This window comes from Bradyrhizobium denitrificans (genome assembly GCF_013179005.1).
Classification (GTDB): domain Bacteria; phylum Pseudomonadota; class Alphaproteobacteria; order Rhizobiales; family Xanthobacteraceae; genus Bradyrhizobium; species Bradyrhizobium denitrificans.
On the sequence record NZ_JABFDP010000001.1, the window covers coordinates 131586 to 145370 of the forward strand.

Genomic DNA, 13785 nt, shown 5'->3' on the forward strand with positions numbered 1-13785 from the left:
CGGGTCGGGACTCTGGATTGCTTCGTCGTTTCGTTCCTCGCAAGGACGGCGGAGAGGTCAGCTTAATCCATCTCCAGCCCGACATGCCGCGCCAGGAACCGCGTGCCCAGCGTGATGAAGCTGGCGCGCTCGCGGTTGTCGGTGCCGTAGCCATGGCCGCCGGCGGCGGGCTCGTAGAAGGAGGTGTCGTAGCCCATCGCCTGCAGCTTGGCCGTCATCTTGCGGGCGTGGCCGGGATGCACGCGGTCGTCGCGCCGGGTGGTCGCGATCAGGATCGGCGGATAGGGCTGACCTGGCTGCGCCATGTGATAGGCCGAGTAGGTCTGCAGCCAGCCCCAATCCTCGTCCTTGTCGGGGTCGCCATATTCGGCGATCCAGCTCGCACCGGCGAGCAGCTTGGTGTAGCGGCGCATGTCGATCAGCGGGATGGTGCAGAACAGTGCGCCGAAGCGCTCGGGATAGCGCACCAGCATGTTGGTGATCAGGATGCCGCCATTGGAGCCGCCTTGGGCTGCGATGCGCTTCGGCACTGTGACGCCGCGGCGGACGAGATCGGCGGCGACGGCGGCGAAATCATCATGCGCCAGCCGCTTGCCGGCGAAGCGGCCGGCATCGTGCCAGGCGGTGCCGAATTCGCCGCCGCCGCGGATATTGGCCTCGACGACGGTGCCACCGCGCTCCAGCCAGAGCTTGCCGAGCGCCGCATTGTAGACCGGACGGATGCTGTGGCCGAAGCCGCCATAGGCGCTCATATACACCGGCGCGTCGCCGGTCGGCCTGGCCGGTCCGGTGAGCGTATAGGGAATGCCGACACCATCCACCGAGATCGCCTCGTGCCGCGTGACGACGCAGCCCTCGGCGGTGAAGGTGCGCGGCGCCTGCTTCAGCACGGCCGGCGCGCCGAAGCCTTCGATCAGCTGCAGCGAAGGCGGGGTCAGCGGATCCTGGATGCTGGCGAGCAAGTCGCCATTGCCGGTCAGCTCGTAGGCATCGAGCGGCCAGACGTTGACGGTGGCAAGCTCGGGCAATCCGGGAAGCCGCTGACAGCTCCAGCCCTGCGCCGACGGCGTCCACACTTCGGATTGCGGCTTGAGCTCGTCGAGGATCGACAGCACCAACCGACCGCCGGCCCAGCAAAGACCCTGCAGCGCGCGGCGCGGGCCGGGCTCGAACACCCGAACGAAATCGCGCGCGCCGTCGAGAAACGCCGACAGCCGGATGCCGAGCACCACATCGGCGCCGTGAGTCACGTCGCCCACGGTCCAGGGCTGGCGCAGCTTGACCGCCATAAAGTTGCCATCCGCCGTCATCCAGCAATCGGTCGGCAGGTCGAGCTTGATGCCCGCGCCGCTCGCGTCGCCGAGCCACAGATGATGGTTGAAGAAGTCGAGCCCCTCGGTGAACCACACCCGCGCTGGCGTCACGCTGCGATCGATGCCGGCGCGCACCCAGACCGACTGGCTGTTCTCGGCCGCGAAGATCACCTTCGCGGCTTCGATCGGCTCGCCGCGCCGCCACAGCCGCATGGTGCGTGCATAGCCCGACGGTGTCGCCATGCCCTGGCCAAAGGCGCTCGCCAGCAGCAGCGTGTCCTGATCGAGCCAGTCGACACCGCCCTTGGCCTCGGTCAGCGTGAAACCATCGGCGACGAAGCGCTTCGCCGCAAGATCGAACTCGCGCAGCACCACCGCGTCGCTGCCGCCGCGCGACAGCGCCAGCATCGCGCGCCCGTGCGCGGGCGGCAGGGTCGAGACCCAGTTCAGCGCCCAGTCCTCGCCTTCGTCGGCGGCCAGGCGGTCGAGGTCGAGCAGTTCTTCCCATTGCGGCTCCGCCTTGCGGAATTCGGCCAGGGTCGTGCGCCGCCACAAGCCCCGTGGATGCGCCGCGTCCTTCCAAAGATTGTAGAGCAGGCCGCCGCGGCGGCTGACGAACGGGATGTTGTCGGGGCGATCGAAGATCGCAGCCAGCATGTCGCGATCGCGTTCGAAACCCGCACCGCCGAACGCGGCGAGCGTGCGCTGATTCTGCGCCGCGACGAAGGCCAGCGCGCGTTCGCCCTCGATGTCCTCGAGCCACAGATACGGATCATCGTCCGGCGCGGCGAGGGTGGGACGATCGTCGATTGACATGGCTCAACCTCCGCAGGCGCCATTGACGCGAGAATACCGCCGGCTTGATTAGCCGCGCCGGCCGGGGCTGTCGAATCACGCATCTCGCCGCATGGCTTGTCTCCGTTGCGGGCGGTTGCCTCGGGCGCGGGCTTCCCGCAATAGTGCGGCCACTCCATGCAGCAGGAGCGCGCCAGCGCATCCGGACACCGACATGATCGACCTGACCGTGACCGAAGACACCTCCGACGATGCCCGCGCGGCGCGCAATGTGGCCCGCCTCGCGGTTGCACAGGCCCTGACGGGCGCCAATTCGGCCGTGATCTTCGCCACCGGTGCGATCGTCGGCGCCACCATCGCGCCCAGCATCTCGCTCGCGACGGTGCCGATCTCGATGTATGTGGTCGGTCTCGCGGCCGGCACGCTGCCGACCGGCGCGATCTCGCGCCGCTTCGGCCGCCGCGTCGCGTTTCTCATCGGCACCGGCTGCGGTTTCCTCACCGGCGTGCTCGGCTGTCTCGCGGTGCTGCGCGGCTCGTTCGCGCTGTTCTGCCTGGCTACGTTCCTGGGCGGGCTTTATGGCGCCGTCGCGCAATCCTACCGCTTCGCCGCCGCCGATGGCGCCAGCGCCGCGTTTCGGCCGAAGGCGGTGTCCTGGGTGATGGCGGGCGGGATCTTCGCCGGGCTGCTCGGTCCGCAGCTTGTGCAATGGACCATGGATGTCTGGGCGCCCTATCTGTTCGCCTTCAGCTACCTGGTGCAGGCTGCGATTGCGCTGATCGCGATGGGCATCGTCGCCGGCGTCGATCTGCCCAGGCCGGAGGCGGCCGATCTGCATGGCGGCCGGCCGCTGTTCGAGATCGTGCGCCAGCCGCGCTTCTTGGCTGCGGCGCTGTGCGGCACCATCGCCTATCCGGTGATGAACTTGGTGATGACCTCGGCGCCGCTCGCCATGCAGATGTGCGGGCTCACAGTGTCGGATTCCAATTTCGGCCTGCAATGGCACATCGTCGCGATGTACGGCCCCAGCTTCTTCACGGGATCGCTGATCGCGCGCTTCGGTGCGCAGACCATCGTCGCGCTGGGCCTGGGGCTGGAGGCGGTCGCGGCGATGATCGGCCTGTCGGGCCTCACCGCCATGCATTTCTGGTCGACTTTGGTGATGCTCGGTGTCGGCTGGAATTTCGGCTTCGTCGGCGCCTCCGCGCTGGTGCTGGAGACGCATACGTCCGCCGAGCGCAACAAGGTGCAGGCCTTCAACGATTTCCTGATCTTCGGCCTGATGGCGCTGGGCTCGTTCTCATCCGGCCAACTGCTCGCTCATTTCGGCTGGTCCGCGGTGAACATGGTGGTGTTCCCGCCGGTGCTGCTCGGCCTCTGCGTGCTGGCGCTGGTGTGGTCGTCGAAGCGGCGGGTGGTGGCGGCGGGCGCGGCGGAACGCTGATAGCGATGAACATCAGTCGAGCGGCACGCTCAGTGCGATCCCCTCCCCGCCGGGGGCAGGGGAGCGCACCGGCGTCGTCGCAATAGGAGTGGCTGACCGACGCTGACTACTTCAGCTCCGACACCTCGCCCTCCGGCAGGTCGAACTCGAACGCGTTCAGCGTCATCGACACCATGGTGTAGTAGCCGCACAGGCCGATGATCTCGACCAGGCCGCGCTCGCCGAGCAGGGCGATCGCCTCGGCATACAGTGCATCCGTCAGGCCATGACCCTCGTGCAGCGACTTGGCGACGTCGTAGATCATCTGCGCCTTGGGATCGGAGAACTCCGGCGTACGGCGGTCGCGGATGGCGTCGATAATCTTGATGTTCAATCCGCCAGCCAGCGCGAGGCGCTTATGGGCGTACCATTCGTAATGCGCGGTCCAGTGCCGCGCCGTCACCAGGATCGCGATTTCCGACAATGCAGCCGGAAACACCGTGTCGTAGCGGAGGAAGGCGCCGAGCCGTGTCGCGTGCCGCGCCATCTCCGGGCTGTTCAGCCAGGCCATCATCGGCGGCGGCGGCGAGCCGCGCTTGCTGGCGATCGACTCGTCATAGGTCTGGCGCTGGTCGGCGCTCATTTCGCCAGGCGAAAGAAGTTTCAGGCGCATGGTCGTGTCCTCATATTTCGGGCGGCGGCATCATGATCATAGAACGCCTGATAAGGCGAGGGCGCGGCCCGATGCGGCGACATCGATGTTGAATTCCAACAAGGGCTGAGGTTAGGTCTCGTCAACGACAGCCTTCATGGAAACGCGCGAGGACCAGACATGGCCGATCTCGACACATTCCGCCGCGAAACGCGCAACTGGCTCGAGGCGAATTGCCCGCCGGAGATGCGCCAGCCGATGACCTCCGAGGAGGACACGTTCTGGGGCGGCCGCAACGCGAAATTCTCCTCCGAGCCGCAGCGCATCTGGTTCGAGCGCATGCGCGACAAGGGCTGGACCGTGCCGCATTGGCCCAGGGAATATGGCGGCGGCGGTCTCGATGGCGAAGAGGCCAAGATCCTGCGCCAGGAGATGGCCGCGATCGGCGCCCGCGCACCGATCACCTCGTTCGGCATCTCCATGCTCGGGCCGGCGCTCTTGAAATACGGCACGGACGCGCAGAAGCGCGAGCATCTGCCGAAGATCACCGCCGGTCTCATCCGCTGGTGCCAGGGCTATTCCGAGCCGAATGCCGGCTCCGACCTCGCCTCGCTGCAGACCCGTGCCGAGAGCGACGGCGACGACTACATCATCAACGGCCAGAAGATCTGGACCTCCTACGCAAACTACGCCGACTGGATCTTCTGCCTGGTGCGCACCGATCCCACGGCCAAGAAGCATGACGGCATCAGCTTCATCTTGTTCGACATGACCTCGAAGGGCGTGTCGACCAAGCCGATCCTTCTTATTTCCGGCCGCTCGCCGTTCTGCGAGACCTTCTTCGACAATGTCCGCGTGCCCAAGGCCAACGTGGTCGGCACCGTCAATCGCGGCTGGGACGTCGCGAAATATCTGTTGCAGCATGAACGCGCGATGATCTCCGGCATGGGCGAGCGCGGCGGCAGCCGGCCGCTCGGCCAGGTCGCGGCGGATTCGGTCGGCAGCGATGGGCAGGGACGGCTCGACGACGCATTGCTGCGCGCTCAGATCGCGACCTTCGATGTCGACGAGGCCGCGCTGGCGGCCGCCGCCGAGCGCATGGTCGATCTCGCCAAAGCGGGGCAGGGCCATCCGGCCTTCTCATCGGCGATGAAGTACTACGGCACCGAGCTCAACAAACGCCGCCACGAGATCCTGATGTCGGCAGGCGGCATCGACGCGCTGGAATGGGAGAGCGAGCGCTCCGGCGAAGGCGCCCGTCCGCGCGCCTGGCTGCGCACCAAGGCCAACTCGATCGAAGGCGGCACCTCCGAGGTCATGCTCGGCATCGTCGCCAAGCGCATCCTCGATCTGCCGGGGGCATAGTTCGCCGCACACTCCGTCATGCCCGGGCTTGCCCCGGGCATCCGCGTTCCTCCGCGCGAGGAAAGACGTGGATGGCCGGGACAAGCCCGGGAATGACGCGCTGAAAGAGCTTCGCTTACAACCAACACCGACACTGGACAGCCGCCATGCCTCTCCTGCTCACCGAAGAACAATCGATGCTGCGCGACAGCGCGCGCGGTCTGATTTCCGATCACGCGCCGGTGGCTCATCTGCGCAAGCTGCGCGACACGCGCGACGCGACCGGCTTCTCCAGTGAGCTCTGGGCCACCTTCGCCGAGATGGGCTTTGCCGGCCTGCTCGTTCCCGAAGAACACGGCGGCTCCGGCCTGGGCGCGGTCGAGGCCGGAATCGTGATGGAGGAGATCGGCCGCACCTTGATGCCGTCGCCGTTCCTGGCCACCTCGGTGCTGTCGGCTTCCGCGCTCACGCGCGCCGGCTCCGCGGCGCAGAAATCGGAATATCTGCCGAAGATCGCCGGCGGTCAGCTGATCGCCGCGCTCGCTCTCGACGAGGCCGCGAAGCATCGCCCGCTGCATACGGCGCTGCAGGCGACGCGCTCAGGCAACGGCTTCAAGCTGAGCGGCAGCAAGGCGATGGTGGTCGACGGCCATGTCGCCGATCTGCTGCTGGTGGTCGCGCGCAGCGCCGCCACGCCCGGCGAGCGCGAGGGTCTGACGCTGTTCCTGGTCGATCCCAGGGCCAAGGGCATTGCGGTCGAGCGCACCATCATGGTCGACGCGCACAACGCGGCGCGGATCAGCTTCGACAATGTCGAGGTCACCGCGGATCATGTGCTGGGCGAGGTCGATGGCGGTGCGGCCGTGCTGAGCGGCGTGCTCGATCTCGGCCGGGGTGCCGTGGCCTCCGAGATGGTCGGCCTGAGCGAGGAGGTGTTCGGCCGCACGGTCGCCTATCTCAAGGAGCGCAAGCAGTTCGGCAAGGCGATCGGCGAATTCCAGGCGCTGCAGCATCGTGCGGCGCAGCTCTATATCGAGATCGAGATCACCCGCGCCGCGGTGCTCAAGGCGCTGCAGGCGCTCGATGCCGATCCCGCGGGTGCGACCGCAGCCGTCGCCGTGGCGAAGGCCCGTGCCGGTACGACCGCGACCCGTGCGGTGCAGGAGGGCGTGCAGATGCATGGCGGCATGGGCATGACCGACCAGTTCGACATCGGCTTCTTCATGAAGCGCGCGCGGGTCTGCGAGGAACTGCTCGGCGACGCCAACTATCACGCCGCGCAATTGGCGCAGCTCAGGGGGTATTGAAATCTAGCCGCTGGTCATGCCCGGGCATCCACGTCCATTCGCGATCGCCGGTCGACGTGGATAGCCGGGATGGGCCCGGCCATGAGGTAGAGAGAGTTGAGATCAAAGCAATCGACGCTACGGAACGATCTACTGTCAGCGCCGAACGTCGCAGAGAGCGCGCCATCATCGATGGCGCGCTTTCGTCAGACGATCAATGATGCATCGGCGCCTTGGCAGGCGGCAGCAGGACCTTGTCGATCACGTGGATGACGCCGTTGGAGGCGACGATATCGGCCTGCACGACATGGGCATCGTTGACCTGCACGCCGAAGAAGGTGCCGTCGACGTCGACCTTCTGGCCCTGCGCGGTCTTGACGCTGAGCTTCTTGCCGGCGACGTCGCCCGACTTCACCGCGCCCGGGATCACGTGATATTTGAGGATCGCCGCGAGCTTGCCCTTGTTCTTCGGCTTCAGCAGATCCTCGACCGTGCCGGGCGGCAGCGCGGCAAAGGCTGCGTCGGTCGGCGCGAACACGGTGAACGGGCCCTTGCTCTTCAGCACTGGAACGACCCCCGCAGCCTTTGCTGCAGCAACCAGCGTCTTGAACTGACCCGCGGCGACCGCCGTATCGACGATGTCGGCAGCGCGTGCTGCGGTTGCGGAAACGGAGAGAGCGCCCAGCATGATCGCGCCGGCCACGAACGAACGAAATCCCAGCGTCATTCGAATTTTTCCTTGTGACTAGAACTGATGAGTTGGCTGATGCGCAAAAAGGATCAGCGGCCCTTCTTCGCCCCGTTGTCCAGGTCGCATCACCCTGACCGGAGTGGTCGAATTCGTTACGATCGCTGCGGTCGGATGGATTTGAGATCGCGTTCACGAACTCGTGAGTTCGTGAACGGCACCACGTGCGAAGCGCGGCAGAGGCCTGAATCAGCGCGACTCATCGTGCCGTCCGAGCATTCGCTGTGCCCGTCGTGCCATTTTGTCGCAACCCGACGGGCGTTGTGCCGTCGGGCAAATCGGCCGCACATTCGGGGCCGTCACCGCCCACAAGAGGGACGCTTCGCGATCGTTACGAAACGTGGGCCGGTGATGCGATGGCCGTGTCGGATCGCAGCGCGAGGGATCGCGCCGACGAACGATTGCGATGCGGACGTGAAAGCGCGTGGTCCCGGCATCCCGATGCTGATGCCAAATCGGCGGCGATGATCCGCGCCGGTGACGGTGGCCAGAAAGCCGGCGCACCGAGGAGAGCGCGCCATAAGCGTGAAAACCATCGCGCAGGGAAGGCCGGGTCGCACCGGCTGAGCCCGTGGTTCCTGCCGCCTGCATTTTTTTCCGCAGGCGGGCCGCAGGTGTCAGTCGGCACCTGGCCTTCCCTGCGCCCTCGAATTTCGGAAGGGTGCGAGAATCTGGCAAAGCTCGGACGCGGGGCGTCGCGAGGACGATGATGGCTGTCGTGTGGGGTTCGACGTGGTGTCGTACTCACAGCGCGCCAAGAGCAAAGGTCAATCGCGGTGCTCATGACTGCGCCCTCTCCCCTTCTGGGAGAGGGCGAACCGAGCGCGCGGCGAGAGGCGCGCGAATCGTGAAGGGGCCGACGATCGAAATCCAACCCCTACCTGATCGGAGGTGCGTACTGGATGCCGCCGGCGTTCCACAACTGGTTCATGCCGCGCGGGATCTTCAGCTTCGACTCGCTGCCGATGTTCCGCTCATAGACCTCGCCGTAATTGCCGACGTGACGGATGATTCGCGCGGCCCAGTCCTTGGCCAGGCCGAGGTCCTGGCCGTAGGTCCCCTCATTGCCGACCAGCCGCATGACGTCCGGCTTCTTCGACTTCAGCGCCTCGTCGATGTTCTTGGAGGTGACGCCGAGCTCCTCGGCGTTGATCATCGCGTACAGCGTCCATTTCACGATCATCATCCAGTCGTCGTCGCGCTGGCGCACCACCGGCGCAAGCGGTTCCTTGGAGATCATGTCCGGCAAGATGTCGTGGTCGTTCGGCTTGGTCAGGACCAGACGCAGCGCGTAGAGCTGCGAGACGTCGGCGGTGAAGGTGTCGCATTTGCCGCTGTCATAGGCCTTGAGGACGTCGTCGAGCTTGGGAAACTTGATCTCCTCGTACTTCATGTTGTTGGCGCGGAAATAATCCGCGAGATTGAGCGCGTTGGTGGTCGAATCCTGGACGCAGACCTTGCTGCCATTGAGATCGAGCGCCGTCTCCAGCTTGCGCGACCGCGGCACCATGAAGCCCTGCCCGTCATAATAGGCGACAGCGGGGAAATAGAGATCGTAGTTCTGCTCGCGCGCCATCGACCAGGTGGTGTTGCGCGAGAGGATGTCGACCTTGCGGCTCTGCAGCTCCTTGAAGCGCTCATTGGCGTCGAGCGGGACGAACTTCGCCTTCTTCGGGTCGTCGAAGATCGCGGCCGCCACGGCGCGGCAGAAATCGACGTCGAAGCCGGTCCAGTTGCCCTTGTCGTCGGGGATCGAGAAGCCCGGCAGGCCGGCATTGACGCCGCACAGCACCTCGCCGCGGCGCACGGTGCGCTTCAAGGTGCGGGTGTCGTACATCTCATAGGTGACGGCGAGGGCCGCAACGAGGACAGCGACGGCGAGCCCGATCAGCAGGCCGCCTCGGAAACTGCGCATGATCAATCTCTTTCGAAAAATGTCAGGACAAAGCGATGGCTGGATGTTCGGCGGCCGTGGCCGCCGTCACAGCTCCGGCTTCTGCTTCACGACGACCTTGGTACCGACGGGGACGCGGTCGTAGAGGTCGGCGACATCGGTGTTCACCAGACGGAAGCAGCCAGAGGAAATCTTGGTGCCGATGGTCCAGGGCTGGTTGGTGCCGTGAATGCGGTACACGGTGGTGCCCAGATACATCGCGCGTGCGCCCAACGGGTTGCCGGGGCCGCCCGCCATGAAGCGCGGCAGATAGGGCTGGCGCTGGATCATCTCCGGCGGCGGCGTCCAATCCGGCCATTCCGCCTTCTTGGTGATCGACAGCAACCCCTGCCACTGGAAGCCGTCGCGGCCGACGCCGATGCCGTAGCGGATGGCGCGCCCGCCAGGCTGCACCAGATAGAGGTGGCGCTCGGACGTCGAGACGATGATCGTGCCCGGCGGCTCGGTCGTGCGGTAGTAGACGACCTGCTTGCGCCATTCGGGGTCGAGCTCGTAGCCGTCATCGGCCACCAGGCCGGGCTGGTCGCCGGGATCCTCGGACTGCGCGAAACTATGCGATGTCGACAGCGCCAGCGCGATGATGGCGCTGGTGGCCCACAGCAGGCGACGAAAACTCGGCATTCAAAGCTCTCCTCAACGGACCCCTGCGAAGCTCGCCCGATCAAATCCACCCGCCAAATTTCAGGAACATCTTGGCAGCAAAGTCAAGGCGAGCGAAGCGGCCCATCTGTCATCCCAGCTTCATCCAGAGCCGCAGCACGAACGCCACCGCGGCGACGGTGGCCACGCCGGCAAGCCACAGGCCTGCGAACCAGGCGAGACGCCAAGCGAGCGGCGCGGGTGGTGGAGCTGGGCGCGGCATCAATGATAGCCCGCGTCGTGGCCGACCTTGCCGCGAAACACCCAATAGGCCCAGGCGGTGTAGCCGAGGATCAGCGGCACCAGCACCAGCACGCCGGGCAGCATCATCAGCTGGCTGCGCTCGGGCGCCGCCGCCTGCCAGATCGTGATGCTCTGCGGCACGATAAAGGGATACATGCTGATGCCGAGACCGGCATAGGACAGGAAGAACAGTGCCAGCGCGAGGAAGAACGGCCAGCCGTCGTGCTTCTGGGCCAGATTCTTCATCAGCAGCACGGTGACGCCGATAACGGCGAGCGGCACCGGCGCGGTCAGGATGATCGCGGGCCAGCTGAACCAGCGCTGCGCATATTGGATCGTCAGCAAGGGCGTCGCCAGGCTGACTGCGGCGATGGCCAGCAGCATCAGGACCAGCAGAATCCAGCTGATGCGGTAGGCCTTGTCGCGCAGATCGCCTTCGGTCTTCAGGATCAGCCAGGTGGCGCCGAGCAGCGCATAGCCGACCACCAGCGAAACGCCGGTGAGAATGCTGAACGGCGTCAGCCAGTCCCACCAGCCGCCGGCATAATGCCGGCCCTCGACATGCACGCCCTGCAGGATGGCACCGAGCGCGATGCCCTGCGCCAGCGCCGCGACCCACGAGCCGCCGGCAAAGGCGATGTCCCAGAGATTGCGTGTGCTGCGGGTGCGCCAGCGGAATTCGAAGGCGACGCCGCGGAAGATCAGGCCGATCAGCATCGCGATCAGCGGCGCGTACAGGGCCGGCAGCAGGATGGCGTAAGCGAGCGGAAAGGCCGCCATCAGCCCGCCGCCGCCGAGAACGAGCCAGGTCTCGTTGCCGTCCCACACCGGCGCAACGGTGTTGGTGATGACGTCTCGGTCCTGCTTGCCCGGAAACAGCGGAAACAGGATGCCGAGGCCAAGATCGAAGCCGTCCATCACGACATAGATGAACACCGTGAGCGCGATGATGAACGCCCACAGGGTGGCGAGATCGACGGCGACGCTCATGATCCGATCGCTCCCTGCACCACGCCCGCCGCCGGCGTCACGCCGGCGCTGCGGAGCGGCGGCTCGCTGCTCGGCCCCGCCTCGCCGGCATGCGGCGGCTCGGCCATCAGGCGCAGGATGTACAGCACGCCGGCTGCGAAGATGATGAAATACACGATGATGAAGGCCAGCAGCGACGCGCCGACGGCCGGTGCGGCCAGCGGCGACACGGAATCGGCGGTGCGCAGCAGCCCGTACACGGTGAAGGGCTGGCGGCCGGTCTCGGTGGTCACCCAGCCGGCGATCACAGCGACGAAGCCGGCCGGCCCCATCGCGATCGCAAAGCGGTGCAGGCCGCGATTGATGTACAGCCGCCCGCGCCAGCGCTCCCACAGGCTGAACAGGCCGAGCGCCAGCATCAGCATTCCCAGCCCGACCATGATGCGGAACGACCAGAAGGTGATCGGCACCGGCGGCCAGTCCTGGCGCGGCACGGTGTCGAGCCCGGCCATCGGCGCGTCGATCTGGTGCTTGAGGATCAGCGAGCCGAATTTGGGAATGCCGATCGCCCATTTCAGTTCGCCCTTCGCCTGGTCGGGCCAGCCGAACAGATACAGCGGCGCGCCGTCCTTGTGGCTCTCGAAATGGCCCTCCATGGCCATGATCTTCACCGGCTGGTGCTCGAGCGTGTTGAGGCCATGCTGATCACCGACCAGGATCTGCAGCGGCGCCACCAGCGCGGCCATCCACATCGCCATCGAGAACATCACGCGCGGCCCCGGCAGATGCGGATTGCGCAGCAGGTGCCAGGCGCCGACGGCGCCGACCACCAGCGAGGTGGTGAGATAGGCCGCCAGCACCATGTGGACGAGGCGGTAGGGGAAGGACGGATTGAAGATCACCTTGAGCCAGTCGACCGAGACGAACTGGCCGTCGGCGTTGACGGCATAGCCGGCCGGCGTCTGCATCCAGGAATTGGCCGAGAGGATCCAGAATGCCGAGATCAGCGTGCCCACCGCGACCATCAAGGTGGCGAGGAAATGCAGCTTGGGGCCGACGCGCTTGAGGCCGAACAGCATTACGCCGAGGAAGCCGGCTTCGAGGAAGAACGCGGTGAGCACCTCATAGGCCATCAGGGGGCCGATCACCGGTCCGACCTTGTCGGAATAGACCGACCAGTTGGTGCCGAACTGATAGGACATCACGATGCCGGACACGACGCCCATCGCAAAGGCGATGGCGAAGATCTTGAGCCAGTAATTGAAGACGTTGAGATAGCCGTCGCGGCCGGTCCACAGCCACAGCGCCTCGAGCACCGCAAGGTAGGAGGCAAGCCCGATCGAGAAGGCGGGGAAGATGATGTGGAAGGTGACCGTGAAGGCGAATTGCGCGCGCGCCAGCTCCACCGCATCCAAACCGAACATCCGCACCGTCCGTCATTGCCGCTGGAGCTCTTAGCATGGCCCCATGACGGAAGATTGCACCGCTGACGGTCGATATCAAATGGTCAAATCGCCCTACGCGGACATTGTGCGGACCTCATGGATCCACAACGACGAAGACCCGGCGGGGGCATCCGCCGGGTCTTCTGAGCAACCTGGAAGGTGGAGGTATCCTCGAATTTGCTCGCTCAAAACCGAGATCAGCTGGGGGACTGACGCTCGGTCGATGGGGGATCTTGTAGCGGCCGAAGTTTTCGAGGTGATTTCGCCGATTGTTTCAATTGTTTCGTTCGGCGATTTTCTTGGTGTCGTCACGGGAACCCGCCGGGACCGCAGCCCCGACGGTCATCAACGTTCAGGCGGCGATGCTGTGCACGCCGGCGCCGCGGAGGAGTTCGGCAAGGTGCTTGCGGGCATAGAACATGCGCGTCTTTACCGTGCTCTGCGGGATGCCGATGATCTGGCCGACCTCCTCCACCGACTTCTCATGATAGTAGATCAGGGTGATGATCTCGCGATGGGCCGGCGACAGCTTGGCGACACAGGCGCGCAGGATCGCGCTGGTGGTGGCGCGCTCGAGCGAGGTTTCCGGCGTGTCGGCGTCGTCGGCAATCTCGCGCACCTCGTCCTGGTCGATGTCTTCGAAGCGGCGCTGACGCAGCGCGGTCAGCGCCTTGAAGCGGGCGATCGACAGCAGCCAGGTCGAGACCTGCGAGCGGCCCTCGAACTGCTTGGCGGTGCGCCAGACGTCCAGGAACACCTGGCTGACGAGGTCCTCGGCAATGGTGGTGTCGCGGACGATGCGCAGGATGAAGCGATAGACCCGCACATTGTGGCGCGCATAAAGCGTATGCATCGCGGTGCGATCGCCATCGGCAATGCTCTCAAGGAGCATGTCGTCCGTGGTCGCCTGGGCCGCGATGATGCCCTGGCTGGCAGCGGAATTGATGGCAACGACGTTCTGCATGGCACTCTCC

At 65.7% G+C, this 13785-nt stretch carries 12 protein-coding genes; 3 read left to right on the forward strand and 9 right to left on the reverse strand.

The window, feature by feature from the left end:
- Nucleotides 1-62: 62 nt before the first annotated feature.
- Nucleotides 63-2129: a prolyl oligopeptidase family serine peptidase gene (locus HL671_RS00485; protein WP_172235310.1), complete on the reverse strand. Its 2067-nt coding sequence runs from the start codon at nt 2127-2129 to the stop codon at nt 63-65.
- A 193-nt stretch (nt 2130-2322) separates the two neighbouring features.
- Between HL671_RS00485 and HL671_RS00490 the strand changes: the two genes are divergently transcribed.
- The gene (locus HL671_RS00490) at nt 2323-3552 is read left to right on the forward strand and encodes an MFS transporter (protein ID WP_172235311.1); all 1230 of its coding nucleotides are present in this window, start codon (nt 2323-2325) and stop codon (nt 3550-3552) included.
- A gap of 106 nt (nt 3553-3658) precedes the next feature.
- Here the strand turns inward: HL671_RS00490 and HL671_RS00495 are convergent, their stop codons facing one another.
- The gene (locus tag HL671_RS00495) at nt 3659-4204 is read right to left on the reverse strand and encodes a carboxymuconolactone decarboxylase family protein (protein ID WP_012041019.1); all 546 of its coding nucleotides are present in this window, start codon (nt 4202-4204) and stop codon (nt 3659-3661) included.
- Nucleotides 4205-4363: 159 nt separating this feature from the next.
- On the opposite strand from HL671_RS00495, the gene HL671_RS00500 reads away from it, so the two are divergent.
- Together HL671_RS00500 and HL671_RS00505 are read left to right on the forward strand one after the other, a co-directional pair.
- Nucleotides 4364-5548: an acyl-CoA dehydrogenase family protein gene (locus HL671_RS00500; RefSeq protein WP_012041020.1), complete on the forward strand. Its 1185-nt coding sequence runs from the start codon at nt 4364-4366 to the stop codon at nt 5546-5548.
- Nucleotides 5549-5694: 146 nt separating this feature from the next.
- Nucleotides 5695-6834: an acyl-CoA dehydrogenase family protein gene (locus HL671_RS00505; RefSeq protein WP_012041021.1), complete on the forward strand. Its 1140-nt coding sequence runs from the start codon at nt 5695-5697 to the stop codon at nt 6832-6834.
- Between the two features lie 193 nt (nt 6835-7027).
- Here the strand turns inward: HL671_RS00505 and HL671_RS00510 are convergent, their stop codons facing one another.
- The 7 genes from HL671_RS00510 to HL671_RS00540 all read right to left on the reverse strand — a co-directional run bounded on the left by HL671_RS00510 (nt 7028) and on the right by HL671_RS00540 (nt 13775).
- Nucleotides 7028-7540 (reverse strand): fasciclin domain-containing protein, encoded by a 513-nt coding sequence (locus tag HL671_RS00510; RefSeq protein ID WP_172235312.1) that lies wholly within the window; start codon nt 7538-7540, stop codon nt 7028-7030.
- Nucleotides 7541-8438: 898 nt separating this feature from the next.
- Nucleotides 8439-9476 carry an amino acid ABC transporter substrate-binding protein gene (locus HL671_RS00515; RefSeq protein ID WP_172235313.1) on the reverse strand — a complete coding sequence of 346 codons (1038 nt, stop codon included), beginning with the start codon at nt 9474-9476 and terminating at the stop codon, nt 8439-8441.
- Nucleotides 9477-9542: 66 nt separating this feature from the next.
- A complete protein-coding gene (locus HL671_RS00520) occupies nt 9543-10136 on the reverse strand; it encodes a L,D-transpeptidase (RefSeq protein WP_012041024.1) in 594 nt (197 codons plus the stop codon).
- A gap of 109 nt (nt 10137-10245) precedes the next feature.
- Complete coding sequence (locus tag HL671_RS00525) at nt 10246-10377, reverse strand: DUF2474 domain-containing protein (protein WP_085972577.1); 132 nt, start codon at nt 10375-10377, stop codon at nt 10246-10248.
- The gene (gene cydB, locus HL671_RS00530; protein WP_172235314.1) at nt 10377-11387 is read right to left on the reverse strand and encodes a cytochrome d ubiquinol oxidase subunit II; all 1011 of its coding nucleotides are present in this window, start codon (nt 11385-11387) and stop codon (nt 10377-10379) included. The genes HL671_RS00525 and cydB overlap by 1 nt, the downstream gene beginning before the upstream one ends.
- A complete protein-coding gene (locus tag HL671_RS00535; RefSeq protein ID WP_172235315.1) occupies nt 11384-12790 on the reverse strand; it encodes a cytochrome ubiquinol oxidase subunit I in 1407 nt (468 codons plus the stop codon). Before HL671_RS00535 ends, cydB begins: the two co-directional genes overlap by 4 nt.
- Before the next feature lie 373 nt (nt 12791-13163).
- Nucleotides 13164-13775 carry a sigma-70 family RNA polymerase sigma factor gene (locus HL671_RS00540; RefSeq protein WP_012041027.1) on the reverse strand — a complete coding sequence of 204 codons (612 nt, stop codon included), beginning with the start codon at nt 13773-13775 and terminating at the stop codon, nt 13164-13166.
- Between the last annotated feature and the right edge of the window lie 10 nt (nt 13776-13785).

Bases quoted from the DNA above. Each gene is read 5' to 3' on its own strand.
- HL671_RS00485 (WP_172235310.1), bottom strand. From the start codon at position 2,129: ATGTCAATCGACGATCGTCCCACCCTCGCCGCGCCGGACGATGATCCG.
- HL671_RS00490 (WP_172235311.1), top strand. From the start codon at position 2,323: ATGATCGACCTGACCGTGACCGAAGACACCTCCGACGATGCCCGCGCG.
- HL671_RS00495 (WP_012041019.1), bottom strand. From the start codon at position 4,204: ATGCGCCTGAAACTTCTTTCGCCTGGCGAAATGAGCGCCGACCAGCGC.
- HL671_RS00500 (WP_012041020.1), top strand. From the start codon at position 4,364: ATGGCCGATCTCGACACATTCCGCCGCGAAACGCGCAACTGGCTCGAG.
- HL671_RS00505 (WP_012041021.1), top strand. From the start codon at position 5,695: ATGCCTCTCCTGCTCACCGAAGAACAATCGATGCTGCGCGACAGCGCG.
- HL671_RS00510 (WP_172235312.1), bottom strand. From the start codon at position 7,540: ATGACGCTGGGATTTCGTTCGTTCGTGGCCGGCGCGATCATGCTGGGC.
- HL671_RS00515 (WP_172235313.1), bottom strand. From the start codon at position 9,476: ATGCGCAGTTTCCGAGGCGGCCTGCTGATCGGGCTCGCCGTCGCTGTC.
- HL671_RS00520 (WP_012041024.1), bottom strand. From the start codon at position 10,136: ATGCCGAGTTTTCGTCGCCTGCTGTGGGCCACCAGCGCCATCATCGCG.
- HL671_RS00525 (WP_085972577.1), bottom strand. From the start codon at position 10,377: ATGCCGCGCCCAGCTCCACCACCCGCGCCGCTCGCTTGGCGTCTCGCC.
- cydB (WP_172235314.1), bottom strand. From the start codon at position 11,387: ATGAGCGTCGCCGTCGATCTCGCCACCCTGTGGGCGTTCATCATCGCG.
- HL671_RS00535 (WP_172235315.1), bottom strand. From the start codon at position 12,790: ATGTTCGGTTTGGATGCGGTGGAGCTGGCGCGCGCGCAATTCGCCTTC.
- HL671_RS00540 (WP_012041027.1), bottom strand. From the start codon at position 13,775: ATGCAGAACGTCGTTGCCATCAATTCCGCTGCCAGCCAGGGCATCATC.